The sequence below is a fragment of the Natrialba hulunbeirensis JCM 10989 genome, assembly GCF_000337575.1.
Lineage (GTDB): Archaea > Halobacteriota > Halobacteria > Halobacteriales > Natrialbaceae > Natrialba > Natrialba hulunbeirensis.
This window is the reverse complement of the sequence record NZ_AOIM01000012.1, coordinates 72,639-97,374: the sequence shown is the minus strand read 5'-3', so window position 1 is coordinate 97,374 and position 24,736 is coordinate 72,639. Positions and strand designations below refer to the sequence as shown.

At 60.4% G+C, this 24,736-nt stretch carries 24 protein-coding genes; 9 read left to right on the top strand and 15 right to left on the bottom strand.

Going from position 1 to position 24,736, the window contains the following annotated elements:
• The first annotated feature begins 92 nt into the window (after positions 1-92).
• Positions 93-557, top strand: coding sequence for an NYN domain-containing protein (locus C483_RS03495; protein ID WP_006651971.1), 465 nt, complete (start codon positions 93-95; stop codon positions 555-557).
• Between the two features lie 308 nt (positions 558-865).
• On the top strand, positions 866-1,648 hold the full coding sequence (locus tag C483_RS03490) for an alpha/beta fold hydrolase (RefSeq protein ID WP_006651970.1): 783 nt from the start codon (positions 866-868) through the stop codon (positions 1,646-1,648).
• A gap of 104 nt (positions 1,649-1,752) precedes the next feature.
• Here the strand turns inward: C483_RS03490 and C483_RS03485 are convergent, their stop codons facing one another.
• Entirely contained in the window at positions 1,753-2,055 is a 303-nt protein-coding gene (locus C483_RS03485; protein WP_049912407.1) for a hypothetical protein, read from the bottom strand.
• An 85-nt stretch (positions 2,056-2,140) separates the two neighbouring features.
• Between C483_RS03485 and C483_RS03480 the strand changes: the two genes are divergently transcribed.
• Positions 2,141-2,713 (top strand): hypothetical protein, encoded by a 573-nt coding sequence (locus C483_RS03480; RefSeq protein WP_006651968.1) that lies wholly within the window; start codon positions 2,141-2,143, stop codon positions 2,711-2,713.
• A gap of 87 nt (positions 2,714-2,800) precedes the next feature.
• On the opposite strand, the gene panB is transcribed toward C483_RS03480, so the two are convergent.
• On the bottom strand, positions 2,801-3,613 hold the full coding sequence (gene panB, locus C483_RS03475; RefSeq protein ID WP_006651967.1) for a 3-methyl-2-oxobutanoate hydroxymethyltransferase: 813 nt from the start codon (positions 3,611-3,613) through the stop codon (positions 2,801-2,803).
• 166 nt (positions 3,614-3,779) lie between these two features.
• Here panB and C483_RS03470 point away from each other — a divergent pair, with 166 nt between their 5' ends.
• Entirely contained in the window at positions 3,780-4,013 is a 234-nt protein-coding gene (locus C483_RS03470; RefSeq protein WP_006651966.1) for a DUF5822 domain-containing protein, read from the top strand.
• An 85-nt stretch (positions 4,014-4,098) separates the two neighbouring features.
• On the opposite strand, the gene C483_RS03465 is transcribed toward C483_RS03470, so the two are convergent.
• Together C483_RS03465 and C483_RS03460 are read right to left on the bottom strand one after the other, a co-directional pair.
• Complete coding sequence (locus C483_RS03465; RefSeq protein ID WP_083860387.1) at positions 4,099-4,671, bottom strand: HAD family hydrolase; 573 nt, start codon at positions 4,669-4,671, stop codon at positions 4,099-4,101.
• Between the two features lie 62 nt (positions 4,672-4,733).
• The gene (locus tag C483_RS03460) at positions 4,734-6,026 is read right to left on the bottom strand and encodes an HAD family hydrolase (RefSeq protein WP_006651964.1); all 1,293 of its coding nucleotides are present in this window, start codon (positions 6,024-6,026) and stop codon (positions 4,734-4,736) included.
• Positions 6,027-6,190: 164 nt separating this feature from the next.
• Between C483_RS03460 and gfcR the strand changes: the two genes are divergently transcribed.
• Both gfcR and C483_RS03450 read left to right on the top strand, forming a co-directional pair.
• Positions 6,191-6,868, top strand: coding sequence for a transcriptional regulator GfcR (gene gfcR / locus C483_RS03455; protein ID WP_006651963.1), 678 nt, complete (start codon positions 6,191-6,193; stop codon positions 6,866-6,868).
• A 436-nt stretch (positions 6,869-7,304) separates the two neighbouring features.
• Positions 7,305-7,655, top strand: coding sequence for a hypothetical protein (locus C483_RS03450; RefSeq protein WP_006651962.1), 351 nt, complete (start codon positions 7,305-7,307; stop codon positions 7,653-7,655).
• Between the two features lie 53 nt (positions 7,656-7,708).
• Here the strand turns inward: C483_RS03450 and C483_RS03445 are convergent, their stop codons facing one another.
• The 10 genes from C483_RS03445 to C483_RS03400 form a co-directional block, all read right to left on the bottom strand.
• Positions 7,709-8,791 (bottom strand): glutamate--cysteine ligase, encoded by a 1,083-nt coding sequence (locus C483_RS03445; RefSeq protein ID WP_006651961.1) that lies wholly within the window; start codon positions 8,789-8,791, stop codon positions 7,709-7,711.
• A 171-nt stretch (positions 8,792-8,962) separates the two neighbouring features.
• Positions 8,963-9,334, bottom strand: coding sequence for a hypothetical protein (locus C483_RS03440; protein ID WP_241431466.1), 372 nt, complete (start codon positions 9,332-9,334; stop codon positions 8,963-8,965).
• Between the two features lie 300 nt (positions 9,335-9,634).
• A complete protein-coding gene (locus tag C483_RS19820; RefSeq protein WP_152419818.1) occupies positions 9,635-10,813 on the bottom strand; it encodes a hypothetical protein in 1,179 nt (392 codons plus the stop codon).
• A 212-nt stretch (positions 10,814-11,025) separates the two neighbouring features.
• On the bottom strand, positions 11,026-12,594 hold the full coding sequence (locus C483_RS03430) for a fatty acid--CoA ligase (protein ID WP_006651958.1): 1,569 nt from the start codon (positions 12,592-12,594) through the stop codon (positions 11,026-11,028).
• 189 nt (positions 12,595-12,783) lie between these two features.
• Positions 12,784-13,221 carry a hypothetical protein gene (locus C483_RS03425; RefSeq protein ID WP_006651957.1) on the bottom strand — a complete coding sequence of 146 codons (438 nt, stop codon included), beginning with the start codon at positions 13,219-13,221 and terminating at the stop codon, positions 12,784-12,786.
• A gap of 9 nt (positions 13,222-13,230) precedes the next feature.
• On the bottom strand, positions 13,231-14,025 hold the full coding sequence (locus C483_RS03420; protein ID WP_006651956.1) for an Lrp/AsnC family transcriptional regulator: 795 nt from the start codon (positions 14,023-14,025) through the stop codon (positions 13,231-13,233).
• A gap of 233 nt (positions 14,026-14,258) precedes the next feature.
• Entirely contained in the window at positions 14,259-14,690 is a 432-nt protein-coding gene (locus C483_RS03415) for a universal stress protein (protein WP_006651955.1), read from the bottom strand.
• A 211-nt stretch (positions 14,691-14,901) separates the two neighbouring features.
• Entirely contained in the window at positions 14,902-16,443 is a 1,542-nt protein-coding gene (locus C483_RS03410) for a TrkH family potassium uptake protein (RefSeq protein WP_006651954.1), read from the bottom strand.
• A gap of 5 nt (positions 16,444-16,448) precedes the next feature.
• Positions 16,449-17,117 (bottom strand): potassium channel family protein, encoded by a 669-nt coding sequence (locus tag C483_RS03405; protein WP_006651953.1) that lies wholly within the window; start codon positions 17,115-17,117, stop codon positions 16,449-16,451.
• A gap of 3 nt (positions 17,118-17,120) precedes the next feature.
• Complete coding sequence (locus C483_RS03400) at positions 17,121-17,588, bottom strand: universal stress protein (protein ID WP_006651952.1); 468 nt, start codon at positions 17,586-17,588, stop codon at positions 17,121-17,123.
• Between the two features lie 444 nt (positions 17,589-18,032).
• Between C483_RS03400 and C483_RS03395 the strand changes: the two genes are divergently transcribed.
• The 3 genes from C483_RS03395 (at position 18,033) to C483_RS03385 (ending at position 23,326) form a co-directional block, all read left to right on the top strand.
• The gene (locus tag C483_RS03395) at positions 18,033-20,411 is read left to right on the top strand and encodes an amino acid permease (protein WP_006651951.1); all 2,379 of its coding nucleotides are present in this window, start codon (positions 18,033-18,035) and stop codon (positions 20,409-20,411) included.
• A gap of 63 nt (positions 20,412-20,474) precedes the next feature.
• Positions 20,475-21,809: a Trk system potassium transporter TrkA gene (gene trkA, locus C483_RS03390; RefSeq protein ID WP_006651950.1), complete on the top strand. Its 1,335-nt coding sequence runs from the start codon at positions 20,475-20,477 to the stop codon at positions 21,807-21,809.
• Positions 21,809-23,326, top strand: a complete 1,518-nt coding sequence (locus C483_RS03385; protein WP_006651949.1) for a TrkH family potassium uptake protein — start codon at positions 21,809-21,811, stop codon at positions 23,324-23,326. Before trkA ends, C483_RS03385 begins: the two co-directional genes overlap by 1 nt.
• A gap of 15 nt (positions 23,327-23,341) precedes the next feature.
• On the opposite strand, the gene C483_RS03380 is transcribed toward C483_RS03385, so the two are convergent.
• Positions 23,342-24,634 (bottom strand): outer membrane protein assembly factor BamB family protein, encoded by a 1,293-nt coding sequence (locus C483_RS03380; RefSeq protein WP_006651948.1) that lies wholly within the window; start codon positions 24,632-24,634, stop codon positions 23,342-23,344.
• Between the last annotated feature and the right edge of the window lie 102 nt (positions 24,635-24,736).

Sequence of the window (24,736 nt, the reverse complement as noted above, 5' to 3'; positions counted from 1 at the left end):
AACGCAACCGATACCGGTGCTCGTCCGTGAACAGTGGCCAGAACGCGGTCGGTTTCGCTACATCTTTCTCGGGGCCGTGGCTACCGGGCAGTATGTTTGATCGCGTTCGTGCCCGTCTTGCCCCCGATACTGACACCCATCGCGAGCCAGCCATCGGGCTGTTCGTCGACGGGCCGAACGTCTTTCGCGACGAGTTCGACGTCGATCTCGACGACCTCCGCGACGTTGCGAGTGATCTCGGCCGCGTCGGCGTTATCCGACTCTATCTCGACGAACACGCGACACCTGGCCTCATTCAGGCCGCCGAGGCGCGTGGCTTCGAGGTCATCATCACAAGTGGCGACGTCGACGTGAAACTGGCCGTCGACGCGACTGCGCTCTCGACCGACCGGACGATCGACACGCTCGCAATCGCCTCGCGTGACACCGATTTCAAACCCGTTCTGGAACACGCGGCGGCGCAGGGAATCGAAACGATCGCGATCGCGCCGGGCACCCACGGCCGTTCGGATGCGTTGCAGAACGCGGCGGACGAGGCGATAACGCTCGATTCATAGACGATACCCGCTTCATTCACAGCCACCTCTCGGCTACCGGTGGCAACTCGTCAGCCAACTGCGCTCCCTCTGGGTCACGCCGTTCATCAGCGGTCGAGGCGGATACCCCGACCCTTGATGTCGAGGTTGTTGACTTGTCGGTTACTATCGACTGCTCATCGGCAACTATTGACCACCGGTGACCGTCGGATACTACTGCTCACTGATGGCCATCAGCAACTACTGCTCACTGATCGCCATCCGCAACTACTGACCACCGATCGCCAACCGGCTGAGACTTTATACCCGCGCCGGTCGTGCGAACAGCTATGGAGACGGTATCACACCAGGGCCGGGAAACGGCCTACGTGGTTTCAGACCGGGGTGGGGACGGGCCGACAATCTGTTTCGTTCACGGAAGCGGCGGCACGCGGGAGGCCTGGAAATCCCAGCACCGCCTCGCCGATCAGTATCCCGTCGTCACGCTCGACCTGAGCGGCCACGGCGACTCCGACGATATCGACGCGAGCGCCGGCTACACGACTCTCTCAGCCTACGCCGACGACGTCATCGCCGTCGCGACCGAAACCGACGCCGACGTCCTCGTTGGAAACTCACTCGGCGGTGCCGTCGTCATGCACATCCTCCTCGAGCGCGGCGACGAGTACCGTCCGGACGCCGTCGTCCTTACCGGCACCGGCGCCCGCCTCGGCGTGCTCGAAGACCTCCGCAACTGGCTCGCAGACGACTTCGAGCGCGCCGTCGAGTTCCTCCACGGTTCCGACCGCCTCTTTCACGACGCCGAGAGCGAGTTGGCGACGCACTCGAGTGACCAGATGCACGCGTGCGGGCAAGCAGTCACGCAGCGGGATTTCGAGACGTGCCATACGTTCGACGTGCGCGACGAACTGGGTGGGATCGACGTGCCGACGCTGGTCGTCTACGGTGAGCACGACAAACTGACGCCGCCGCGGTATCACGAGTTTCTGGTGGACGAGATCGACGATGCTCGATCGGTCGAACTCGAGGACGCGGCGCATATGGCGATGCTCGAGCAGCCGGCGGCGTTCAACGAGGCGGTGAGTGAGTTCGTCGCGTCGACTGTGGAGTAGGTGGGAGAGCGCGGTACGCGGGGTCGGATGGCGTGGTATCGAAGCAGTTTTCGAATTAGTGAAGGCTGCGGTCGGTGGTCGAACGATTGCGTCCAGCGGTCGAACTACTGCGTTCGGCGATCGATGCCGAAGAGGACACCACCGACGACGAGCAGTCCGGCTGCGATCGAGACGATCGGTGTCCCACACCGGTTCACGCCGCCGTCGGGCGAGTACTCAAGCCAGAGCCACGAGTACCCCTCGTACTCGAAGCCCCCCGGCGGTCCGCCGACGTATCCAACGTCGGTGCAAGACGACAGCGGAAGGGTGGGTTGTGGGAGCAGGACCAGGGCAAGGACGATTGCAAGCGCCAGTGTGCCGCCGATAAAGAGGCAGATCGTACTGACTGACGTCACGATACGCGACATACTGTCTGTTAGCGCCATATTGTAATCAATTTTGGTTGTATCATCAATCAACAACAGTTTTGTGAGACATGTCTGTACTGAACGTATGGACGATCAGTCGCCGAGCGATGACCCGGACGGGAGAACAGACAGCGAGAGTGACGAGAGCGACGAGTGGAACCCGCGCCTTCCCAGTGATGTCCTCGCAGACACGTTCGTTCGGGCGGAGAACGGGCGGGTCATCACGTTTAACGTGCTTCTGTTTGCGGTCGTCGCGATCGGATTCGGTGTCCCACCGGTTCTATACAACATTGTCGTCGGATTCGGTGGCACCTTCGGGATGGAAAGTGAAATCGAGAGCCTCCACATCGTGGTCGATGCGATCGGCTCTGCAATTTTGCTCGCGCCGGTCGTAGCGACATTCACCGGCGTCCTCACCGGCTTTCAGTTCGACCAGTCGCCGTCGGCCGTTGGGATTCTCGGTGCCATCGGTGCGGTTACTGGCTTCGTAGTATTCTGTCTGCTCTTGTTCGTTCTCGGCGCTCTCAGCGGCATGCCGTCGAATCCACTACTCAGCGCGCTGGCCGAGGATCCGGCCTTTCCTGTCACGATGATCATCGGGGTCGCGTTCGCTGCGTTCGGTGGGGCGGCCACCGCAGGTGTGTTTACCCGACAGTGACACGCCCGTCAGCAAGATACTTCGAGTTCGCTGTCATCACGCTCCGAATTCGAACCGACCACGAGCACGAGCACTGACGCGAAACGCTCAGTAAATCTCGTCCAGATCCGCCGACTCGTGACTGTGCTCGTCCGCCGGGAACGACCCCGATTCGACCGCATCGATATAGTCACCGACAGCCGACTCCATCTCCTCGCGAACCGACCCGAACTGCTTCGCGAACGACGGCGACCACTCGCTCAACCCGACCGCGTCGTCAACGACGAGCACCTGTCCGTCACACTCGGGACCGGCACCGATCCCGATCGTTGGCGTCTCGAGTTCGGCCGTCACCTCGGCAGCGAGGTTCGACGGAATGTGCTCGAGTACCAGCGAGAACGCGCCGGCCGCCTCGTGTTCGCGCGCGAGGTCGAGAATCTGCGCTGCAGCCGCCTGATCCGTCCCTTGCCGGGGGTAGCCGCCATACTGGTTGACGTGCTGTGGCGTCAGCCCGAGGTGGGCCATCACCGGAATCCCAAGCTGAACGAGTTTCTCGGTGAGGTCGACCGTGTGCGGACCGCACTCGAGTTTGACTGCATCAGCGCCCTCCTCTTTGAGCATCCGGCCGGCGTTTTCGATGCTCGCAGCTTCGTCGACGCCGAAGGAGAGGAATGGCATGTCGGCGACGACGAGGGCATCGTCGGTTGCGCGGCTGACAGCGCCGACGTGGCGGGCCATGTCGTCGACGGTGACGGGGAGTGTCGTGTCGTGGCCGAGCGACGTGTTGCCGAGGCTGTCGCCGACGAGGATGATGTCGATACCGGCGTCGTCGACGATATCGGCGGTCGGCGCGTCGTAGGCGGTCAGCATCGTGATCGGTTCGTCGCCCGCTTTGGCGGTCACGTCCCGGACGGTGGTCATGCGTACGTTCGTGTTCGTGTTCGAATAGTAAACAGCACCGTTCTTCATCTGCGCTGTGGCGCGTCATCGCGACTCGACTCGAGTAGTGTGCGAGTCGGAGGCGGGATACAGCCGCTGCGAGCGGCGAGTCGCGACGCTTAAGAGGACTGGGTTGGGATTTTCACTCGTGCCAGACCCCGTCGAAACAACCACGCCCGACGGCGTCGATTACGGGTGGGTGATGCAGATGACGTTCGTTCTCACGATCCTGATCGGGGCACCGATCGTCGCGCTCCTCTCGACGAGCGCAGAGCTTCCGACGTGGGGGTCGCGAGCCGAGTTTGCGATCCGCGTCGGTGCGGTTATCTGGCTGGTCGTCTCGGTTTCGGTGTTTCTGTACGCGAAGCGAGCGCAACGCTAACGCTGCTCTTTCTTGCGCTGTCTTGTGCTGTCTTGTGCTGTCTTGTGATGGGATCGAAGTGAGAGAAGAGAGTCGAAAGACCGCTTCAGACACCGGACGGCCCATCGCCGACGTACTCGAACTCGACACCGGCCCGTCTGGCCGTCTGTTCGTCCCGCGCCGAATCGCCGATGAAAACCGCGTCTGTCGGTTCGACACCGAGTTCATCGACAGCGGCGAGCAACGGCTCCGGATCCGGCTTCTGCGTCTCGACCGTATCCCGGCCGACGATCACGTCCACCGCCGACGCGAGCCCATGGGACTCGAGTGCCCGTCGGCAGGCGGCCTCGCAGTTGAGCGAGCAGACGCCGACCGGCATCGCTTGCGTCCCGTTTTCGAGTTCGTCAGCGTGTGGGAGTCGGGGAGAGGTCGATGCGCCGTCGCGTTCGTGGGCAGCGATGGCCTCCTCGACAGCGGTGGCGAGGCCAGCGTCGTCCGCGCCCTCGAGCATCGCCCAGAGGTCGTCGTTCGGCGGATCGACGTTCGCGTCGGCGTAGACGCTCCGTACGTCGGCAGCGACGGCGTTCCAATCGACGTCGAGGTCGACGAGCGTGCCATCCAGATCGTAGACGATCGCGTCGTACTCGGTCACAGTACTGGGAAGGGGTGGTGGGCGCATAGGGACTTCGGTCAGCGCAGTCTCCCTCTGCGTGAGTGGTGTCTGAGTGGCGACTACCAGGGCTACTCGAGTCGGGCGAGCTGATTGAGTGCGTACACGGTTCGCAACACATCGACGCTGCGGCCGCGGTCGAAGACGAGTTCGTCCGTCTCGAGAACGTGCTCTAAGGTATCTCGTGAGGCGTGTTCCGGGGCGGCGGCGATGCCGGCGTCGTTCTCGTCGGCCCAGCGCATGACACGCAGGTCGCTCTTGGAATCGCCCATGACGAGTGCGAACGGATCGGCTACGTCGAGCACGTCGAGCGCGCGCTCGACGCCGACGACTTTGTTGAGTTCGAGGCTCCCGATTTCGGCGGCGTCGGCCTCGTAGTAGGCCACGTCGATTCGGTCGAGCACGGCTTCGAGGTCGCCGGGAACGGCGTCAGGGTCGAGATCCGGATACGTGCCTTCGCTCTCCAGAACGGCTCGAATCTCGGGGTCCTGGTTGGCGTAGAAGGTATGGGTCCAGTCGGTGATCGATTCGCCCTCGAGTTCGGTGTCGCCGTTTTCGGCGTCGGCTGTTTCGTCCCCGTCGCCGAACGCGAGCACCGACCCTACTGACTCCGCGAGCAACTCGAGGAGGTAGACCAGCGCCTCGTCGATGATCTCGCGGGCGCGTGTCGAGCCGGTTTCGTAGTTCGGCTTCATCGTCACGTTGAATTCGTTGCCCTGCAGGTGACAGCCCCGCCGCAGGTCTGGCGGTGCGTCGGGCAGGACGCGCGAGCGTACGTCGTCGAACACGTCCCGAATCTCGTCGTCCAGGTCCTCGTACAGCAGTTGTTTCGTGTCAGCGCCGTGCCCCGGCGTAAAGACGCCCGTGCCCGCCTCGTAAACGATAGAGAGATCACCCGAATGGACGATTTCGCTGCCCAGCCCCTGGATCGCAAAGCCCTTGACGTTCTCCAGGGTCTGGCCCGTACAGATGACGATCGGGATGCCGGCTTCGTGAAACTCCGTCAGGACGTGCAGCGTCTCGCGGGGAATCTCGTTGTCCGTGCCGCCGGCCGAGCGCAGCGTCTCGTCGACATCGAGCACAAGCACGTTTACCGCGCGGCCGTACTTGGTCTCCAGATCGAGCGCCGTAAACGCTTGATCACGAGTCGTGTGTGCTGCAATCTCTGCAACCGTCTCGCCCGCTGCGAAGTCACTGCGGATCTCGTTCTTGCGCGCCTCGAGTTCGTCGTTCGCGTCCTGCCAGTGCTCGAGTGCAACTCGTGAGTCAACTGCGGGGAAGATGTCGACGAACTCCTGGTACTCCTGTAACGTGGTGGTTTCGTACTCGTCGTAGAGCCGGTAGACGAGATCGTATCGCTCCATGTGCTCAACTGACAGTGGCAGTGGGATAATCGTTTTCCGTCGTGTGCGGCGATCTGTTTCCAGTTCGTCACACCAGTGGCTGGTCGACTCTCTCGTTGCTCGCGGTCACGGCTCATTTTCGAAAGGACGACACGTCTATAAAAACCGCGTCCGAAGGACGGTGTATGAAAAACGTTGACGACCTCATCGAGAGCGCTGCCGAACTGGCAGCGCGCGGGCTCTCGAAGGGCGAAATTGCAGACGAACTGAACGTCTCCCGCGAAACTGCAAGCTGGCTCGTCGAGCGCAGTGATGCGACGACGCAGTCCGATGCGAAGGCAGACACGACGGACACGTCGGCGGAACCAACGGCCGCTGCCGAGAACGGGAGCCGTCCACAGGACATTCATGTCGACTGGGCCGCGATCGGTCGCGACAGCAAGCGGATGGGCCATATCGCTGCTGCAATGGCCGATCTACTCGCAAAGCACGGCGAGGATGTCGACCTGACGATCGGGATCGAGAAAGCGGGTGGTCCGATCGCCACGCTCGTCGCACGGGAACTCGAGACGGATCTCGGCACGTACACACCTGCAAAACACCAGTGGGAGGAAGGAGATATCGAGGATCTCGGTGGGACCTTTTCCCGGAACTTTGCGGGAATCCGCAACCGAGAGTGCTACGTCGTCGACGACACCATCACGAGCGGGACAACGATGCGAGAGACGATCGAAGCGATTCGCGCCGAAGGTGGCGAGCCGCTTGCCTGCGTCGTACTTGCAGACAAGCAGGGAATCGAAGAGATCGAGGGCGTCCCGATCTACTCACTCTTGCAAGTGATCAGTGTCGGAACAAACGAATAATATCGCTCACTGTTCGGTACCTGCTCTGTCAGTAGCGAGTGTGACTGTCTGCCAACGCACACTGTTTCTGCGTTGTGATACTCTGTGTGCGGCTGATCGAGTAGCTCGGTGGTGTAGTATGCTCAGAAAGCGTTCCATACGCGACCGATCCCAATCCTCGCTCCGGTTCGAGTCAGTGATCTGAGTGAAACGCTTCAGTGCTCGAGTCACCCCTGCTCGTAAACGATTGTTAGGTGATGGCCTGAATTCGCCGTGCTCGGCCATGCCATCTGAGTATGTGTACCCTCAGAGATACAAATTTATGCCGCATGTTACCATATATTTATATCGGTGTCGGGTGGGGTGGATGTAACAATCGTTTGTCCGCTGGGCCCGCGAGATAGGTGCCGCATTCTATTGGTGGTCGCCGTTCCGGTATGGAAGCGAGGATCTGACAATGGACGACCGACTCACACGCCGACGACTGATCGCACTCAGCGGTGCAGTAAGCGCTGCTGCACTCGCGGGCTGTAACGACGACCCAGAGGACCCGGATGACCCGGCCGATCCGGGTGACGACCCCGCGGACGATGACGATCCGGTTGATGACGACGATGACGACATGGACGACGATGACGACGATATGGACGACGACGATGACATGGACGATGATGATGACGACATGGATGACGAGAACGGCGACGAAGACGAGAACGGTGATGAAGACGATGACGAAAACGGCGATGATGACATGGACGACGATGACGACGAAAACGGCGACGAAGACGAAGACGACGAAGACAACTAACCGCCACTGCTAACAGTTACTTTTCGAACCCAACAGCACCGCTGTTGTGGTCGCTACTCCGTCCCCAACAGCAACGAATCACAGAGCGCGTCCGGCCCACCGGACTCGAGTAGCCGGCGCTGTCTGGTGGCACCACTGTCGCGTTCGTAGACCTCGCGGATGCCGTCGATACCGAGGCGGGCACACTCGCGGTCGACGACCTCGCCGAGGTCGACGGTACCCTCGAGACCGCGGTCGATAAACGAGGCGTCGTGGCCGTAGCGCAGTGCGCGCCACTTGTTTTCGTCGAGTAGTTCGCGTCGGTGGCGCGAACTGGGGGTGCCGTCCTCGTACTCCTCGGCCAGCGCCTCGACGAGTGCGTGGGCGTACTCGACGAACGCCATCACGATATCGGGATCAGCCTGACCGTCCGGTGTGCGGAGTTCGACGGTGCCGTGTTCGGTGTGCGGGCGCACGTCGTACCAGAGTTCGCCGCGGTCGTTGATCGAGTCGGTTTCGAGCATCCGGCGCTCGAAGCGGTCGAAGTCCTCGTAATCCTCGAAGTAGGTCGGCATCCCGGTGTTCGGAAGCCCCTCGAAGAGTTTCGCGCGTGCGGACTGCAGGCCGGTGTCGAAGCCGTTCCAGTACGGCGAGTTCGCTGAGAGCGCGAGCATAATCGGAACGTACCAGCGCAGTTCGTTGGCGATCCAAACGGCCTTATCGGCGTCGTCGACGCCGACGTGGACGTGGACGCCGGCGGTAGTGTTGCGATGCTGTGGGTACTGAATGCGATCGAGTTGCGCGCGATATCGCGGCTTTTCGGCGTGCTCGAGTTCCCGCCAGCGCGCGAGCGGGTGGAGGCCCGCGGCGGCGATCTGAAAGCCGTGGCGCTCGGCGTGATCGACCAGCGCACGACGGATCTCGAGGAGTAGCTCGCGGGCATTGTTGGGATCCTCGATGAGCGGTGTCTGGGTCTCGATGACGAACTTGAACAGTTCGTGGTCGAGTCTGTCGGCGAGGATCTCCGGAGGGTCGTGGTCGTAGACGAGTTCGTCGGTACCGCTCGTGGGTCGACCGTGCTCGTCGACGACGAAACACTCCTCTTCGATCCCCAGCGTGCCCATGCGCGTGAACGAATCCGGCGACCCGCGTTCCATCGTCTGGACGTTTCGTCTGTGACAGTAAATACGGTTTGGAGTCGGCAGCGTAGGTGTCACCGGTCGTATAGCTCGACTCGCTTGGGATGCGCCGAGGTGCTGGCCTGTCTCTATCGACGGACATGCCACAGTACACACCCTGTGACGGACAGCATGCCGGGTTGAAGGATGTCAGGTGCAATCACCAGCGTGTGAGCGGTCGAATATATCGTGATGATAGACTTCTGCTCCGACAAGAATGCGTTCCGGAGTTGCGTCTACCCGTGCGGTATCGGGCTGTGCTTCGTCTCCAATGGTGACTCGAACGAAGTAACACTCTCCGTCCAGTTCACTCTGGTGTGCGTTCTCGTACTCGCCAATCGAATCCGAACTGCTGAACGTGGCCTCTAATCCGTGCTGTGGAATCCTGAATTCGAACTCGTACTCTGCTGGATCCTCCATCCAGTCCTCGACGATCTGGACTCCATCAATATCCGCGTATTCGCCGATGTCGTCGCGCTCGTTTACTCGCACCTCTCTGATCGTGTATCGCTCGTCGTGCACTGACGTACCTTCTTTCCGTGCCGTTACCTCCACTTCGAGTGACTCGCCGGTCTTGTTTGCGACCTCTACGAGAGCAGGTGATGCCGTTGGTTCTCCACTCTCGTCTGAGAGACAGCCAGCGAGCAGTGTTCCAGTTGTAGTTCCTATCGAACTAAGTATATATCGACGATTCATGATGTCTCTGTCTTATCAATTTTTCGAACTTTCAACTGCATTACTTAATAGTTCTATCGCCTGCCTTTGTTAATAATGATGGTGAGATCATTCAATCACCTGAATAGAAATCCTAATTCTATAGATTTATTCTTTCACATGAATGATGTCGGAGTCCGTCATTTCGGGCCGGTACTCGGTTTTTTGTTCTCGTAGATCGCCGATCTTGTATCGTTCAACACCACGGTCTTCGAGTTCTACCTCACTCTTCTCCGCGAGTTTGAGTGGATTTTCATCGGGAGCCTGGATTGAGAAGGAGAGATTTGTATCGACGCCGAATCGATTTGAATCCGAAATATCGATTGTTACCTGTTGGCTGGGATCCATCTCGTCGAGTCTGAACCGTACCCATGGTGAGAACGTAGCCGTTAGCTCCATATCGTACTCAAGATCGATCGACTGTCCACCAGTTGGATCGTGAGTCAGCATGTTGGACATCGTGTTCGCGTAGCTTGCGACACTGTCCATTGTACCAATTGCGTCCCCGATAATCGGAAGTCGACCTGTGAAGAAAGTGATCGCAAAAGTTCCAGTTTCTTTTACATAGTCTGCAATATCGTAGCTCTGGAATTCGTCTAGATCTCTAGTTGCTCCAACCCAGTCTTCAGGGTCGTGAATGTTTGTGTACGTATGGATATACGCGGGTTGCGTCCCCACCGAGATCGTAGTTTCGAAGTCTTCGATCACGTAGGCTGGATCGCCGTCTGCAGTGCTATTCCCATCCGCAACGACTACGTCGTATCCGCTGTGGACAGCGAAGTCAGTTTGCCACTTCCCACTGGCTGTCTCTTCCCACTGACCACCTATTGCACTACCGAGGTTGGTGACGGTTGTAGCGAGATTGCCCTCAAGTAAACTGCCACCAGGTCCTGTACCTTGATGGCTGTCGTCGTCAGTATGGTAGAAATACGGTTCGAAACAGCACTCTCGAGTGTATTCGGCCCCACTCCGACATTCGGTTTCAGTCCAGCATTCAGAAGATTCAGTGCCGACATCGTCCATATTAGGTCCGTCATCAGTGGATTCGGGGCAGTGCGGGCTCTGGTATTGCCAGTTACCACAGTTGACAATATCGTAATCTGATACAAAAGACGTTTGTGCGTCTTCGGTTTCTGCTGCGCCGACTGTGTAGGCTCCTGTGAGAGCTAGCCCCCCAACTGCGGAAGCGGCCAATATCTCACGCCGTTTTAACGAGCAATTCTTCCTCGAATTATTCCGTCTTTTATCACTCATTGTGGTGTCTGCCCTTTCAGAGGCAAATACCATGTTGTTTCGATTAGCAATAAGAAGACGATAGTATTATACAAAGTAGAACTAGGTAGAAAACTATTAGTCCTCACAGACCAAAATATAACGTTATGTCTCTTATAGAGTGTTTCACGCCGTTCTGGTAGTAATACTTGTATGAGTTTTATAGGGGTCTGTGAAACAATATTTGAAATGTAGCATTTGACATTTAATATTGCCCCAGTTATCCGCTACACTGAACCAGTTGCATCCACTGGCTCGCGAAGCTTGAACTTCTGGACCTTTCCGCTCGGGTTCTTCGGCAACTCGTCAACGAAGACGTACTCCCGCGGGCGCTTGAAATCGGCCAACTGCTCGCTCTCGCGTGCGTACGCATCCAGTCCGGTCGCGTCCACTCCATTCTCGCCGACGACGTACGCCACGACCCGCTCACCCCACTCTTCGTCCGGTTCGCCGACCACAGCGGCCTCTTCGACGCCGTCGTGGGCGAACAGCACATCCTCGACTTCGGCCGGGTAGATGTTCTCGCCGCCCGAGACGATCATGTCGTCCTTTCGGTCGACCACGTAGAGATAGCCGTCGTCGTCGCGATAGCCCAGATCGCCGGTGTAGTACCAGGTCGTCCCCTGGTGCTCGCGAAGCGACTGCGCAGTCGCCTCCGGCCGATTCCAGTACTCGCGCATCGTACACGGACTGGCGATGAGTATCTCGCCGATCTCACCCTGTGAAACGTGCTCGTCCGGGTCCGCATCCGGTTCGACGATCCGCACCTCGTGGTTGAGCGCCGGTAGTCCCGCACAGCCTTGCTTCTCGAGTTGGTCCGCCGGTCGCTGGATCACACCTGCGGGTCCGATTTCGGTCATGCCGTAGGCCTGCAAATAGTCCTCACAGAGCTGTGTCCGGCAGTTCTCGAGTACCTGTTCGGGCATCGGCGCAGCGCCGTACAACCCGATTCGCAGCGAGGAGACATCGACATCCAACTCGGCAGCGGTCAGCGAGAGCGCGTTCCAGGCCGTCGGCGCGGCGAACAGCAGCGAGACATCGTACTCCTCGATCGCCTCGAGCGCCGCCTGGGGCTCGAACTCGTGGTGGATAACGGTCGTCGCACCTCGCTGGACGCGCGGGAACAGGTTACAGTGCAACTCTGCACAATGGTACAACGGCATTACCGACAGTCCGACGTCGTCGCGCGTCACGTTCATCTCGGCGATACACAGCAGGTTGTGATCCACCATGCTCCGATGTTCGTGAACCACTCCCTTCGGCCGCCCCGTCGTCCCCGAGGTGTAGATGAACGCGTAGGCGTCGTCCTCGTCCACGTCGACCTCGGGTGGGTCGGCTGCACCGGACTCCAGTACCTCGTCGAACGCGGTCGCATACGACGGGACATCCTCGTCGATGTAGACGTAGTCGTCGACGGACTCGAGTGCGGGTCGGGCAGCCTCGACGGCCTCGCGCGTTGCACCTTCGAAGACGAGCAGCTCTGCCTCGGCATCGTTGACGATGTACTCGATCTCACCGCCCGGCAGGCGGAAGTTCAGCGGCGTGAAGACGGCACCAATCTTCGCGCACGCGTAGACGGTGAGAACGAACTCGTTGCTGTTGTGCAGGACCGTCGCGACGCGGTCACCCTTCTCGATGCCGCGCTCTCGGAGTGCGTTCGCGACGCGATTGACGCGCTCGTCAAATTCGGCGTACGTGAAGCGCTGCTCTGCACGGGGATCGATAATCGCGTCTCGGTCGGGATAGCGCTCGACTGTCTGTTCGAGTGTGTCACCGATTGTGGTGTAGTTTGACATTCCGCATTGCGGTTCCACAACGGATCGGATAGCTGTTGGGACTGGATACAGCCGTTGAACCGCAGTCACCTGAGGTCGGTCTCCCAGACTCCTGGAACGGTCGGTATCCGCTAATTCGGTTGTTCACCGCCGACGAACGGTCACGTGTGCTTCGAGGCTGGAACGACCCACAATCGATGCGCCGTTACGTCAGTCGTGACCGGCGTTATCCTCGATGCCGTTTGTACCGGTGTTCGTCTCTGCGTCGTCTGTGGAGTCGTCGCGGTTGCCCGTATTCTCCTGCGCTGCGTCCGTTGTGTCCGTCGTATCCGTCGCGTGATCGACGCTGTCTCTCTCTTCGTCCGTGTCCGTGTCTGTGTCTGTGCCTGCATCTGCACCCGCAGTATCACCGGTCTCATCGTCGTCCTCGTTGCCGTCAGTCTCGTGTTCGTCGTCCGTATCGTCAGATTCGAACTGGTAGGTGGCAATTTCCGTCGAGCCACAGACCGGACACGTCTCGGGATACTCCTCGAACTTCGACCCACAGTGTCGACACTCGTGGAGGACCACTCCATCCGCGTCGGCCGGCGGTCTGTCATCCGCCCGTTCTCGTTGCAAGAACGACGGAAGAAGCCTGTCGAGTGACATCGTAGTATATTAGTTCGGTCGTGTCGGCGAGTGTGCAGTGCCATCAGGCCCGCGGAAGGCAGTGAGTGCCGGTTCGTTCGTCCCGTCCGGTGAGAAGACGGTCACCACGTCGTGTGGCCTGATTTCGGTATCTCCGTGAGGAGTGATGACCGTATCGTCGCGCTCGATTGCGACGACGAGTGTCTCGTCTTCTAAGACGTCGTCGTCGGCTGCCGACTCGAGTGTGCGGCCGGCGATCGGGGCGTCTTCGTGGACGGTAATTTCGACGACTTCCGCGCCGCCGGTGAGGCTGATGTAGTCTGCGAGCGGTTCCCGGCGGCGACCATCCGCAGGGCCGTAGGGCGTGTAGGGGAAGTCGTGCTCAGTCTGCATGAGGAACTCGTCTTCGATTGCAACGTCTAGTTGCTCGAGTTCGCGTCCGATGCGACGGAGGTCGGCGGTGTCGGTGCCGACAGCGAGGACGTGGAGGTTCATGTGCCCGCCCATGAGTTCGCGGACGTTGATCACGCCTGGAATCGTCCCGATTCGACGGGCGACACCCTCGACTTCGCCGAAGGATGCGTGACAGAGAAAGAGATTCATTAGCGAGCCGTCGGCGTGTTCGAAGTCCACGGTCGCGTGGTAGCCGTCGATGATGCCGTGTTCTTCGAGTTGGGCGATCCGGTTGCGGATCGTTGCACCGGAGACGCTGACTTGCTCTGCGATGGCGGGGGCCGACGTGTTTCGCGCGTCGGACATCAACGCGTAAATGATTCGCCGATCGATTTCGTCAAGGCGATAGCTGCCTCCGGACCCATCTCCCATGTCCCTTTCTGCGTGACGACAGAATATATATCTACGGTACTTTCTATCGCCTAATTTGAAGTCGGTTGGTTTTCGCATCGAAAATGGTCAGTTCAGTAACTGGCGCATCGTGTGCACCGTTGTGTCTGTCAGTTTTTCTCGAAGCTGACGAGTTGCGTCATCAGGACGGTCTACCGTACACAGAGAGCGGACACGACAGTGACCCGCCGGTTCCGGCGAACAGATGTCGACCGTCACGATACTTCCTCCGGGAGGACGAGTACTGGAACATCTCCCACTGTCACGAGTCGTCGCGTCTTGTCGCCGGTGAGTACTCGGAGAAGACGGCTGCTCTCCCGAGGCACGAACGCGATGGCGGCACCATCGTGTTCGTCGACGACAGTCCGAATTTCGTCAATTATGTCCCGCCCGTACCTGAGCTCGGTTTCAACCTCGTATCCAGTCGGCTCGAGTGTCTCGAGCGCCTGCTCGAAAACCGTTTCTGCCTGGCGCTGACGCGCACCGAGTGGTGCTTTGTCGGGTGCACCCCCCGCTTTCTCGATCACGTGAACGACGTGGATCAACACGTCTGGTGCGACGTGCTGTCGTATCGATTCGTACGTTCGTCGTGCATCCGTCTCGTTTGCGACCGGGACGATTACACGACGGAGTTGTTGTACTGTCATCAATCCATCCGCTCAGCGCGGTTCACCCCCTGGTGCTGCGATGGCAGACTGAGACGACTTCACTGCGTGAGTGGCTATCATCTGTCGCGTACCGTTCTCGATCGATGCTGACGATACGCAGATATATTAGTGTCTAGGTTACGATTCCGAATTCTACGACCGATATTTTATCGCTTCAAAATATACGACAGCTGTGTGAGTTCACTATCTCTCACTCGTAGAGTCCAGCGGTCCGGAAGAGCGCACCGAACAACACCGCAATCGGAATGATCTCGAGTCGCCCAATCCACATGTTGAAGAACAACATCGCTTTGGCCGTCTCGGGCATCTCCGGGCCAGTGATGCCCGCATCGAGGCCGACGTTGCTCTGTGCACTCATCACGTCGAAGATGACGTACTCGACTGGGTGCTCCGGAGAGTGCGTCCAGAGCAGGACGGCGACACCGACGATGAGGAACACGATCCAGAGGACGAAGACGACGGCAGCTTCGGTGTACTCTCGCTGGGCCTGTGTTTCTGAGAGTGTCCGCTTACCGAGGCGGAGCTTTCTGATCGCCGTATCCGGGGAGAAGATGCTTCGGATCTGCCAGAGGGTGCCTTTGAGCAGTGTGGCGACGCGGATGAGTTTGAGACCGCCGACGGTCGAGCCAGCGGCGGCACCGGTGAGCATGCCGAGACAGACGAGCAACGTTGCACCGGCCGTCCAGGCCTGTTCCGTGCCGTTGCCAATCGTCGCAGTACCGAAACCGGTGTTCGAGGTTGCAGAGACGAACTGGAAGAGCGCGATACGGAAGGCCTCTTCGACGGTTTCGTACTGGTCGGTCAGCAACAGGACGGCAGTTAGTGCGATCGAGCCGATACTGAACCAGATGAAGACCCATCTGGTCTGAATATCGGCGTAGATATTTCGAAGCTCACCTTTGAGGATGAGATAATGAATCGGGAACGCGATGCTGCCGGCGACCATCACCGGGATAACAGCGTACTCGATCAACGGACTCCCGTAGTGACCGATCGAGTCGGCGTGGATCGAGAAACCGCCGGTGGCGATGGCGGTCATCGCGTGGTTGATCGCCCCCCAGAGTGGCATCCCGACGGCGAGAAACAGCGCGATGGCTGCAGCGGTAAAGCCGAGGTAGAGCTTCCAGATTTCCCGAACCGTCGAGACGATGCTGGGATGAATCTTCTCCGATCGGGCTTCGCTCTGGTAGAGCGTCAATGAACCGCTCCCAGGTCGCGCGAGAATGGCGACGGTCAGAACGATAACGCCGACGCCGCCGACCCACTCTGTGAACGAGCGCCACCAGTGTAGCGACCGCGGGAGGTCGTCTTCGACGGCAGCCATCGTCAGCCCGGTGCTGGTGAAGCCGCTCATACTTTCGAACATTGCGTTGAGCGGCGCTCGAAAGACAGCCGTCGTGTCGTTGATCGCTGGCGTGTTCATCCACGCTGGAAGTGGGTCCACAGTGATCGTCCATGCGATCAGAAGGAACGGTACGCCGCCGAGGACACCGACGACGCCCCACGCGCTCGCCGCGATGAGCATTCCGTGAAGCGTTCCGGGGTCCGGCGCGTTCGCGAAGCCGCGTGCGAGGGCCGTCCCGATAGCGAACATGAACACACCCGAGACGACGAACGCTGGCACTGCGAAGTACTCGCCGTTGAGTGCGGCGACTGGAATCGAGAGAAATGCCATGAGCGAGACGACCTGCACGATGCGGCCGACGCCCCGCCCGACGGTACTGAACTGCATCGGAATCAGTGCTCACCGGTGAACGCCGCGACCGCATCTGCGAGCGAAACATCGTCTGTGAACACCGTCACCTGGTCACCCGCCCGAATCGACGTATCGCCTTTCGGTGGTCGGATCTCCGAACCGCGCTTGAGCGCGACGACGAGACAACCGTCCGGGAGCCGTCCGGACTCAGTGGCCGTCCGGAGTCGCTGCCCGCTCATCGGTGCGTCTTCGGTGACGGTCAACTCGACCAGTTCCGTGTCGTCCTCGAGGTCGATAAAGTCGCTGACGCCGGGGTACCGAACCGAGTGGTAGAGATAATCGGCGATCAGTCGCTGTGGGTTCTCGATGAGTGTAACGCCGATCTTCTCGAACACCGGCAGGTTTTCGGGATCGTGAACCACGCTGACGAGGTTCGCAACGTCGTGTTCCTGTGCGAGCAGCATGACCATGATGTTGACCGCGTCGACGTTCGTCGTCGTAATGACGGCATCAGCACGGCCGATTTCGGCATCCTTGAGCGTGCTATTCGTCGTCGCGTCCGCGTTGAGGACGAGACAGTCGTACTCGCTCGCGACTTCGTTTGCGCGTTCCTCGTCGTCTTCGATAACGACAACGTCGTTGCCGTCCGCAACCGCGAGGTCGATCAGATTCGAGCCGATACTTCCTGCGCCAACGATAACGATGTACATCTCTTATGCCTCCGAATCAGTCTGCGTTTCGTCCGAACCGGCCGATTCGACCCGTGAAAACACGAGGACGGGCTGTTCACTCTCGGTGATCAGGCGATACGACTCCGTATTCGACAGCAGTCGCTTCAGCCGACTCTCCGGCTGATGGGCAAATCCGATAGCGGATGCGTCGACCGCTTCCGCTGCCGTGATAATTTCCTCGACGACATCGGTACCGTACCGAAGTTCGCGACGAATCTCCGGACCACCCTGAAACCACGTCTCGACGATTTCGAAGATCGACTCAGCCGCCGTTGCTCGCGCCTCGAACGGCGCTTTGTCGGGATAACCGCTTGTCTGTTCGAGTACATGGACTACGGTGATCGTCTCGACCCCGTCGTCGACGACCGACTCGAGTGCGTCACACGTCGCGCGTGCATCCCGCTCGTTTGCGATCGGGACCAGGAGCTGTTCGATCAGGGAATTAGTCATCGTTTCCTCCCGGTGTACCGGTCGTGTACTCGTTGTCGCTGTCGTCTGTGGTCTGTCGTCAGTGGCCTCATATTGGACACTGATGACACTATTTCTGATTCAGTAATATAAGTCTACCTAGTTTTGGAATCGAAAATACAGGCCACTCAATATGGCACAACTCAAAATAGTTGCCCGATCACGGAGGAGAGACCGCCAAAATGCAGTCCGGTCGTATGTCATGTGAGCAAAATAGTCGACCGTCTCACTGCCGTCACACCGCCGTCATCGAGGAAAACCGCGGATAGCAGCCCGGACTCTCTGGTTCGAATCGACCGGCCTGCTCAGTCAATACACTTAACAAAGAGTGGTGTTCAGTATCTCAGTATATGAGTGCCCTTTCGATCCCCAAACATACGTGGTATCTTTTCTCTCTATTCGGTATCTACGGAGGTGTCCGTGCCTATGTCTGATCAGGAACTCGCACGCGACCTCGGCTTCCTCGAAGCCTACACGCTCGGCCTCGGCACCATGATCGGTGCCGGTATTTTTGTTCTGCCGGGTATCGTCGCCGAAAGCGCCGGTCCCGCGAGCATGATCTCGTTCGCGGTCGGTGGACTCGTCGCACTGTTTGCGGCGCTTTCGCTTTCGGAACTGGCAACTGGTATGCCGAAAGCCGGCGGCAGCTACTACTACGTCAACCACGCACTCGGCAGTTTCTTCGGCACGATTGTCGGCTGGGGTATGTGGGCCGGACTGATGTTCGCGACCGCGTTCTACATGCTCGGCTTCGGCCAGTACCTCCTCGATCAGTCTTCGGGTGCGCCCGCCGTCGTCGTCGCGGCACTCGGCATGGCCGCACTTCTGGTCGCGGTCAACTACCGGGGCGTCAAGGAAACCGGTTCGCTCCAGAACGTCATCGTCGTCCTGCTCGTCCTCCTGATTCTCGTCTTCATCACCGTCGGACTCACGCGTATCGACGCGACGCTCCTCGATCCGTTCGCACCGGATGGCTGGGGAGCCGTCGGCGCTACGGTCGGCACGGTGTTCGTCGCGTTCATCGGCTTCGAGGTGGTCGCCACCAGCGCCGAGGAGATCAAAGATCCGGGACGGAACCTCCCGCTGTCGATGATCGCGGCCGTCCTCACACCGACGGCGCTGTACGTCCTCGTCATGCTCGTCAGTACCGGTCTCCTCCCAGTCCCAGACCTCGAAGCCTCCGACGTGCCCGTCGCAGACGTCGCCGCGACCGCCGCAGGCATGTTTGGCTCGCTCACCGTCGGCGAGTACACACTCGAGTTCGCCACGATTGGCTCGGTCGTGATGATCGCCGGCGCAATTTTGGCGACGATCTCTTCGGCGAACGCGTCGATCCTCTCGGCTGCGCGGGTCAACTACGCGATGGGACGAGATCAGATTCTGACGAACTGGCTCAACGACATTCACGACCGGTATCGGACGCCGTACCGAGCGATTCTCGCGACAGGGGCAATCATCCTCGCACTGATCGCAAGCCCACTCCCGATCGACACGCTCGCGGACGTGGCGAGCTTCATGTTCCTCATCACGTACGCGCTCGTCCACATTGCGGTCGTCGTTCTCAGACGTGCGGAGCCGGCGGAGTACGATCCGGACTTCCGGATTCCGTCGGGACTGTATCCGCTCGTCCCGATACTTGGCTTCGTCGCGTGTCTCGTCGTACTGGTCCAGATGTCCCTTACCGTGCAGCTGATCGGCGTCGGCATTATTCTCGTCAGCATCGGCTGGTACGTCTTCTACGCGAAAGAACAGGCGATTTCGACGACGTTAATCGGTGAAGCCGTCGCACCGGCGGACGAGGAACGCCCGGAGAACGACGTCTACCGCGTCGTCGTCCCCGTTTCGAACCCCGAAACGCAGCGGCCACTGATCAGATACGCTGCTGCGAGCGCTGCGAGCCAGGACCAGGATGCCGAACTCGTCGCGGTCAACGTCATCGAGGTCCCGCCACAAACCTCGCCGTCGCAGATCGAGTTCGAAGAAGAGCGCGTCGAAAACCAGCACAAACTCCTCGAGCGAACCATCGAGGCCGCCGACGACCTAAACGTGCATATAAGAACTCGCGCGATCGTCGGCCGAAACGCGGGCGAAACGATTCTCTCGGTACTCGAGGAAGAGGAGGCGGCTCACATCGTCCTCGGCTGGGCCGGTGAGCGTCGTCGCCGAGACGTGCTCTTTGGCTCGACAATCGATCCGGTACTCGAGCGCGCTCCGTGTGACGTGACGCTCGTTCGCGATCCCACGGAGGAGCCGGGGGACATCGTTGCCCTTGCCGGGAGCGGACCCCACGCACCCGTTGCTGCGCGCCGGGCAGGCGAACTTCGGCGAGCGTTCCCCGAGAGTTCGGTGACGCTGTTGAACGTGCAGCCGCCGGTGGAACGGGACGGTGGGATGGGAGCAACGGACGATAGTGTGACGGAGGATACAGTTGAGGGCGAGGGTGACGGTGAAGTCGAGAACGAGGATGCGGATGCGGACACAACAGACGGCACCGCGCTCGACCCGACTGCGATCGGCCGCGAAACGATCGTGGATGTCGCGACATCGGCCGATCTTATGGACGACGAATACGAGGCCCGCGTCGTCGTCGACGACGATGTCCGGGATACACTCCTCGAAGCGGTGCTCACCTACGACACCATCTGTGTCGGGGCAACGGGAACGAGCACGGTTGCACAGGCACTGTACGGATCGATTCCGCAGGAACTCGAACAGGAACACGACGGAACGGTCCTCATGGCCCGAGGAGAGACCAGAACGCCCCGAACGTTCCGGCAAGCACTGGTCCAACGACTCGAACGGTGAACAACCGATGGGTACACTACGTTCCATGAGAGACGATGTTGGCATGGCAGAGGTGAGTGCGGGATGCGCGTAATCGTTGTAGGCGCTGGTGAGGTCGGCCGTTCGATCGCCGCCAATCTAGAATCATCGCACGATGTCGTCGTCGTCGACCGCGACGGCGAGACAGTCGAGGAACTCACGTACGCGCTCGACGTGCTCGCAATTCAGGGGGATGGAACCAAACTCGAGACGCTTCGTCAGGCCGGCCTCGACGACGCTGGGCTGGTGATTGCCTGTACCGACGACGACGAGTCGAACGTCGTCATCTGCGGGGCAGCGAAGGCAAACGGCGACACCTTCACGATCGCTCGGGTGAGACGACGGACGCTTCTCGAGACGTGGACCGGCTCGGAGGGTGCGTTCGGGGTCGACTTCATGGTCTGTACGGATCTGTTGACCGCCCAGACAATTTTCCGGATTTCGGGCTTACCGGCCGCACACGACGTCAAGATGTTCGCCGGCGGACTCGTCCGCATGGCCGAGTTCGAGATCGGCCCGAACAGTCCGGTTGCCGGCCAAACGGTGCAGGAGGCAGACCAGTACGATTCGCTGACGTTCGCGGCACTCTTCCGCGAGGATCGGATGATCGTCGCGACTGGTGACACGCACATCCGTTCCGGTGACCGCGTCGTCGTTATCGGCAGTCCGGACTCCGTGACCGGGTTCGCCGACGACATCGTCTGTACCCACGACACCGACGCTGACGAGGTCGTTATCGTCGGTGCGAGCGAAATCGGCTTCCAGACCGCTCGCGAGTTCGAAGAACACGGGTTCAACCCGCGGCTGATCGAGCAGGATCACGACCGCGCTCGCGAGTGCGCCGAAGCCCTGCCGAACACGATGGTGATGGAAAACGACGCCACGGACGCCGAGTTCCTCGCGCGCGAACACGTCGACGAGGCGGATATCGTCGTTGCAGCGCTCGACGGCGACGAAAAGAACCTTCTCGTCTCCCTGCTCGCGCGCCGACTCGGTGTCGACCGAACCGTTGCAGTGATCGAGAATCTCGAGTACGCCGAACTCTTCGAGACGGTCGGTATCGACGTCGCGATCAATCCCCGCGAGGTGACCGCCGAGGAGATCATCCGGTTCACCCGGAACGACCACACCGAGAAGATCGCGATGGTCGAGCACGACCGGGCGGAGGTCATCGAAATCGAAGTCGGGCCGGAGAGCGTGCTGGCGGGCCGTGAAATCGCCACTGCGACGAACGATCTGCCGGACGGCGTCGTTATCGGCGCGATTTCACGCGGTGGTCGTCTCGTCACCCCGCGTGGGACGACGGTCGTTCGACCCGGCGACCACGTCATCGTTTTCGTCGATTCTGCGGTTCTGGATGAGGTCTCGCGGGTGATCTAATGCGTCGCCTCCACGTCGACTTGCGTTCCGGGTTGGCGCTGGTGGGGACGCTACTTGCACTGCTTTCGATTGCGTTCGTCGTGCCGATCGTCACCGCCCTGCTGTATGGCGGCGAGGATCTCTGGGTGTTCGTCGTCTCGATGGTCGGTACTGCTGGGTTCGGCCTCCTCCTGCGTCGACTCGATCCGAACCCGACACCTGGTGCGCGAGAAGCGTTCTTCGTCGTGGCGTTCACCTGGCTGTTCGCGGCGATCTTCGGCGCGCTACCGTACGTTCTCGCGGGAACCGGCGCGATTGCACATCCGGTCAACGCGCTCTTTGAAAGTATGAGCGGCTTTACGACGACCGGTGCGACGGTGATGGAGACGATCTCCGTCGAGGAACACTCCCACGCGATCATGCTGTGGCGACAGCTCACACAGTGGCTCGGTGGGATGGGAATCATCGTCCTCGCGGTCGCAATCCTCTCACAGTTGGCCGTCGGTGGCGCACAACTGATGGAAGCCGAGACGCCAGGCCCCGGTGTCTCGAAGCTCACGCCACACATCGCCGAGACGGCTCGCGTGCTCTGGCTCGCGTACATCGGCTTTACGCTGGTATACATCGCACTGCTATACGGCCTCCACCTCACGGGCTACGCGCCGGAGATGGACGCGTACAACGCCATCGCCCACGGCTTTACAACGCTACCGACTGGCGGATTCTCCCCCGAAGCCGACAGCATGGCTGCCTTCTCGCCGGCCGTCCAGTGGCTCGTGATTCCGTTCATGTTCATCGCTGGCGTCAATTTCGTCCTCTGGTGGCACATGCTCGCAGGCGACCGCACGGCGCTCCTCGACGATACCGAGTTCCGATTTTACCTCGGTGCCGTTACTGCTATGACGCTGGTGCTGGCCGCCGTGCTCGCAGTTACGGCCAGCGACGTTGGCCCCGAGACGGGACTCGAGTCCAGCCTGCGCCACGCGGCGTTCCAGGTCGTGTCGTTGACGAACTCGACGGGGTACGCGAGCGTCGATTTCGACGGGTGGAGCGGGCCGGCAAAGGCGCTCTTGCTGTTCGTGATGTTCCTGGGCGGCAGTACAGGGTCGACGGGTGGCGGGATCAAGATGCTTCGCTGGCTGGTAATTCTCAAGTCGCTACGCCGGGAAGTGTTCACGTCGATTCACCCGGAAGCGGTGCGCCCGGTCCGCATGAACGGGCAGGTGCTCGACGAGGATGCAATTCGCGGAATCTACGCGTTTACGCTGTTGTACGTTGCGATATTCTTGGTCGGCATCTTGCTCCTTGCAGTCGACACGGCACGCATCGGATACGATATCGGGACGATCGATCTCGTCAGCGCCTCCATCGCAACGCTCGGAAATATCGGCCCCGGGTTCGGTGTTGTGGGCCCGATGGCGGGCTACGGCGACTTCCCCGAGTCGTCGAAGCTGCTCATGATCCTCTACATGTGGATCGGCCGGCTAGAACTGTTCCCGGTGCTCGTGTTGTTGACGCGGGCGTACTGGCGGTCGTGAGCCGGGCAGTGGTAGTTAACTACTGTCCGTCTCGGCGAGTGCGTACACCGACCCGTCACCGCTGCCGACGTAGACGACGCCGTCGACGACCGCGGGGCTGGCGGCGACCCAGCCCTCGGTCGTGAACTGCCAGTTCGTCTCGCCCGTTTCCGCCGAGAGCGAGCGCACGGTGCCGTCCTCGTTCCCGACGTAGAGCGCGTCGCCGACGACGACTGGACTACTTCGGACGCCCTGGAAGCCGCTCTCGGCCCAGAAGTACGTCTCGGGACTCGCAGTCTCGTCATCGTCGTCTGGTTCCGGCCCCGCAGCTGGTGACAGGGCGTGGACGTAGTTGTCGAAGCTCGCGGCGTAGACCGCGTGTTCCGTGACAGCCGGACTCGCCGTCACCGAGCCGCCAGTCTGGAACGTCCACCGGATATCGCCCGAGTCAGCCTCGACTGCGTACAGCAGATCGTCGTTGCTCCCGACGTAGACGACGCCGTCTGCGACGGTCGGTCTGCTCTGGATTCGGTCGTCCGTTTCGACGCGCCAGCGTTCGTCGATCGGATTGTCAGTCTCGTCATCGGCAGCACCTTCGCGCCACTGGTCCGCTGCCGTATCGATGTCGACCGCGTAGAGCGAGTGGTCCGTGCTCCCGAAATAGACAGTTCCGTCTGCGACCGCAGGCGCGCGCATTATCGAGTCCTCGGCCGTGAACGCCCACAGCAGTTCGCCGTCGTCGGCGTCGAGCGCGTAGAGGTGGTCATCGTTGCTGCCGATGTAGACGACGCCGTCCGCGACGGTCGGACTCGCGGCGACGCCGTCACCGGTCCCGAACGTCCACGTCGGCTCCGGCTGCGTTCCGTCCTCGTCTGCCGGCAGCGCGTACACCGTTCCGTCCATACTCCCGATGTAGACAGTCCCATCGACCACTGCCGGACTGCTCGTGATCGACTCGCCAGTCGCGAACGACCAGTGCTCGTCGCCGGTGTCCGACTCGAGTGCGTACAGTGAGCCGTCCATGCTGCCGACGTACACTGTCCCGTCGACGACGGCGGGGCTGCTGTAGACACTGTTGTCTGTCGGGAACTCCCACAGTGTCTCTACCTCTGTCGTCGGGCCGACGCCCGGCGCGTGACCGGTGTTCCCCGCGTCGTACTGGAACGACTCCCAGGAAACGTCTGCATTCGGATCGGCCGACGGAACCGACGGCGTCACGTCGTCGGTACTCACCTGTTCAGCATCGCCGGAGAGACAGCCCGCCAGTCCGAGCATGCTCCCCGTCGCTGCACTCGCCAGAAACGCTCGTCGGTCGCACGGTCCGTTCATTCGTCTCTTGGTGAGTGTCGGACAGCACTATATATGGGTTTTCTGTAACACGAACGAAACTGCTGGTGTCGCCGGCACTTCCAGCACCGCCACTGTCACTGT

Excerpts from the sequence above, each read along its gene's own strand:
- C483_RS03495 (WP_006651971.1), top strand. The coding sequence starts at position 93 with ATGTTTGATCGCGTTCGTGCCCGTCTTGCCCCCGATACTGACACCCAT.
- C483_RS03490 (WP_006651970.1), top strand. The coding sequence starts at position 866 with ATGGAGACGGTATCACACCAGGGCCGGGAAACGGCCTACGTGGTTTCA.
- C483_RS03485 (WP_049912407.1), bottom strand. The coding sequence starts at position 2,055 with ATGTCGCGTATCGTGACGTCAGTCAGTACGATCTGCCTCTTTATCGGC.
- C483_RS03480 (WP_006651968.1), top strand. The coding sequence starts at position 2,141 with ATGGACGATCAGTCGCCGAGCGATGACCCGGACGGGAGAACAGACAGC.
- panB (WP_006651967.1), bottom strand. The coding sequence starts at position 3,613 with ATGACCACCGTCCGGGACGTGACCGCCAAAGCGGGCGACGAACCGATC.
- C483_RS03465 (WP_083860387.1), bottom strand. The coding sequence starts at position 4,671 with ATGCGCCCACCACCCCTTCCCAGTACTGTGACCGAGTACGACGCGATC.
- C483_RS03460 (WP_006651964.1), bottom strand. The coding sequence starts at position 6,026 with ATGGAGCGATACGATCTCGTCTACCGGCTCTACGACGAGTACGAAACC.
- gfcR (WP_006651963.1), top strand. The coding sequence starts at position 6,191 with ATGAAAAACGTTGACGACCTCATCGAGAGCGCTGCCGAACTGGCAGCG.
- C483_RS03450 (WP_006651962.1), top strand. The coding sequence starts at position 7,305 with ATGGACGACCGACTCACACGCCGACGACTGATCGCACTCAGCGGTGCA.
- C483_RS03445 (WP_006651961.1), bottom strand. The coding sequence starts at position 8,791 with ATGGAACGCGGGTCGCCGGATTCGTTCACGCGCATGGGCACGCTGGGG.
- C483_RS19820 (WP_152419818.1), bottom strand. The coding sequence starts at position 10,813 with ATGGTATTTGCCTCTGAAAGGGCAGACACCACAATGAGTGATAAAAGA.
- C483_RS03430 (WP_006651958.1), bottom strand. The coding sequence starts at position 12,594 with ATGTCAAACTACACCACAATCGGTGACACACTCGAACAGACAGTCGAG.
- C483_RS03425 (WP_006651957.1), bottom strand. The coding sequence starts at position 13,221 with ATGTCACTCGACAGGCTTCTTCCGTCGTTCTTGCAACGAGAACGGGCG.
- C483_RS03420 (WP_006651956.1), bottom strand. The coding sequence starts at position 14,025 with ATGGGAGATGGGTCCGGAGGCAGCTATCGCCTTGACGAAATCGATCGG.
- C483_RS03415 (WP_006651955.1), bottom strand. The coding sequence starts at position 14,690 with ATGACAGTACAACAACTCCGTCGTGTAATCGTCCCGGTCGCAAACGAG.
- C483_RS03410 (WP_006651954.1), bottom strand. The coding sequence starts at position 16,443 with ATGCAGTTCAGTACCGTCGGGCGGGGCGTCGGCCGCATCGTGCAGGTC.
- C483_RS03405 (WP_006651953.1), bottom strand. The coding sequence starts at position 17,117 with ATGTACATCGTTATCGTTGGCGCAGGAAGTATCGGCTCGAATCTGATC.
- C483_RS03400 (WP_006651952.1), bottom strand. The coding sequence starts at position 17,588 with ATGACTAATTCCCTGATCGAACAGCTCCTGGTCCCGATCGCAAACGAG.
- C483_RS03395 (WP_006651951.1), top strand. The coding sequence starts at position 18,033 with ATGTCTGATCAGGAACTCGCACGCGACCTCGGCTTCCTCGAAGCCTAC.
- trkA (WP_006651950.1), top strand. The coding sequence starts at position 20,475 with ATGCGCGTAATCGTTGTAGGCGCTGGTGAGGTCGGCCGTTCGATCGCC.
- C483_RS03385 (WP_006651949.1), top strand. The coding sequence starts at position 21,809 with ATGCGTCGCCTCCACGTCGACTTGCGTTCCGGGTTGGCGCTGGTGGGG.
- C483_RS03380 (WP_006651948.1), bottom strand. The coding sequence starts at position 24,634 with ATGAACGGACCGTGCGACCGACGAGCGTTTCTGGCGAGTGCAGCGACG.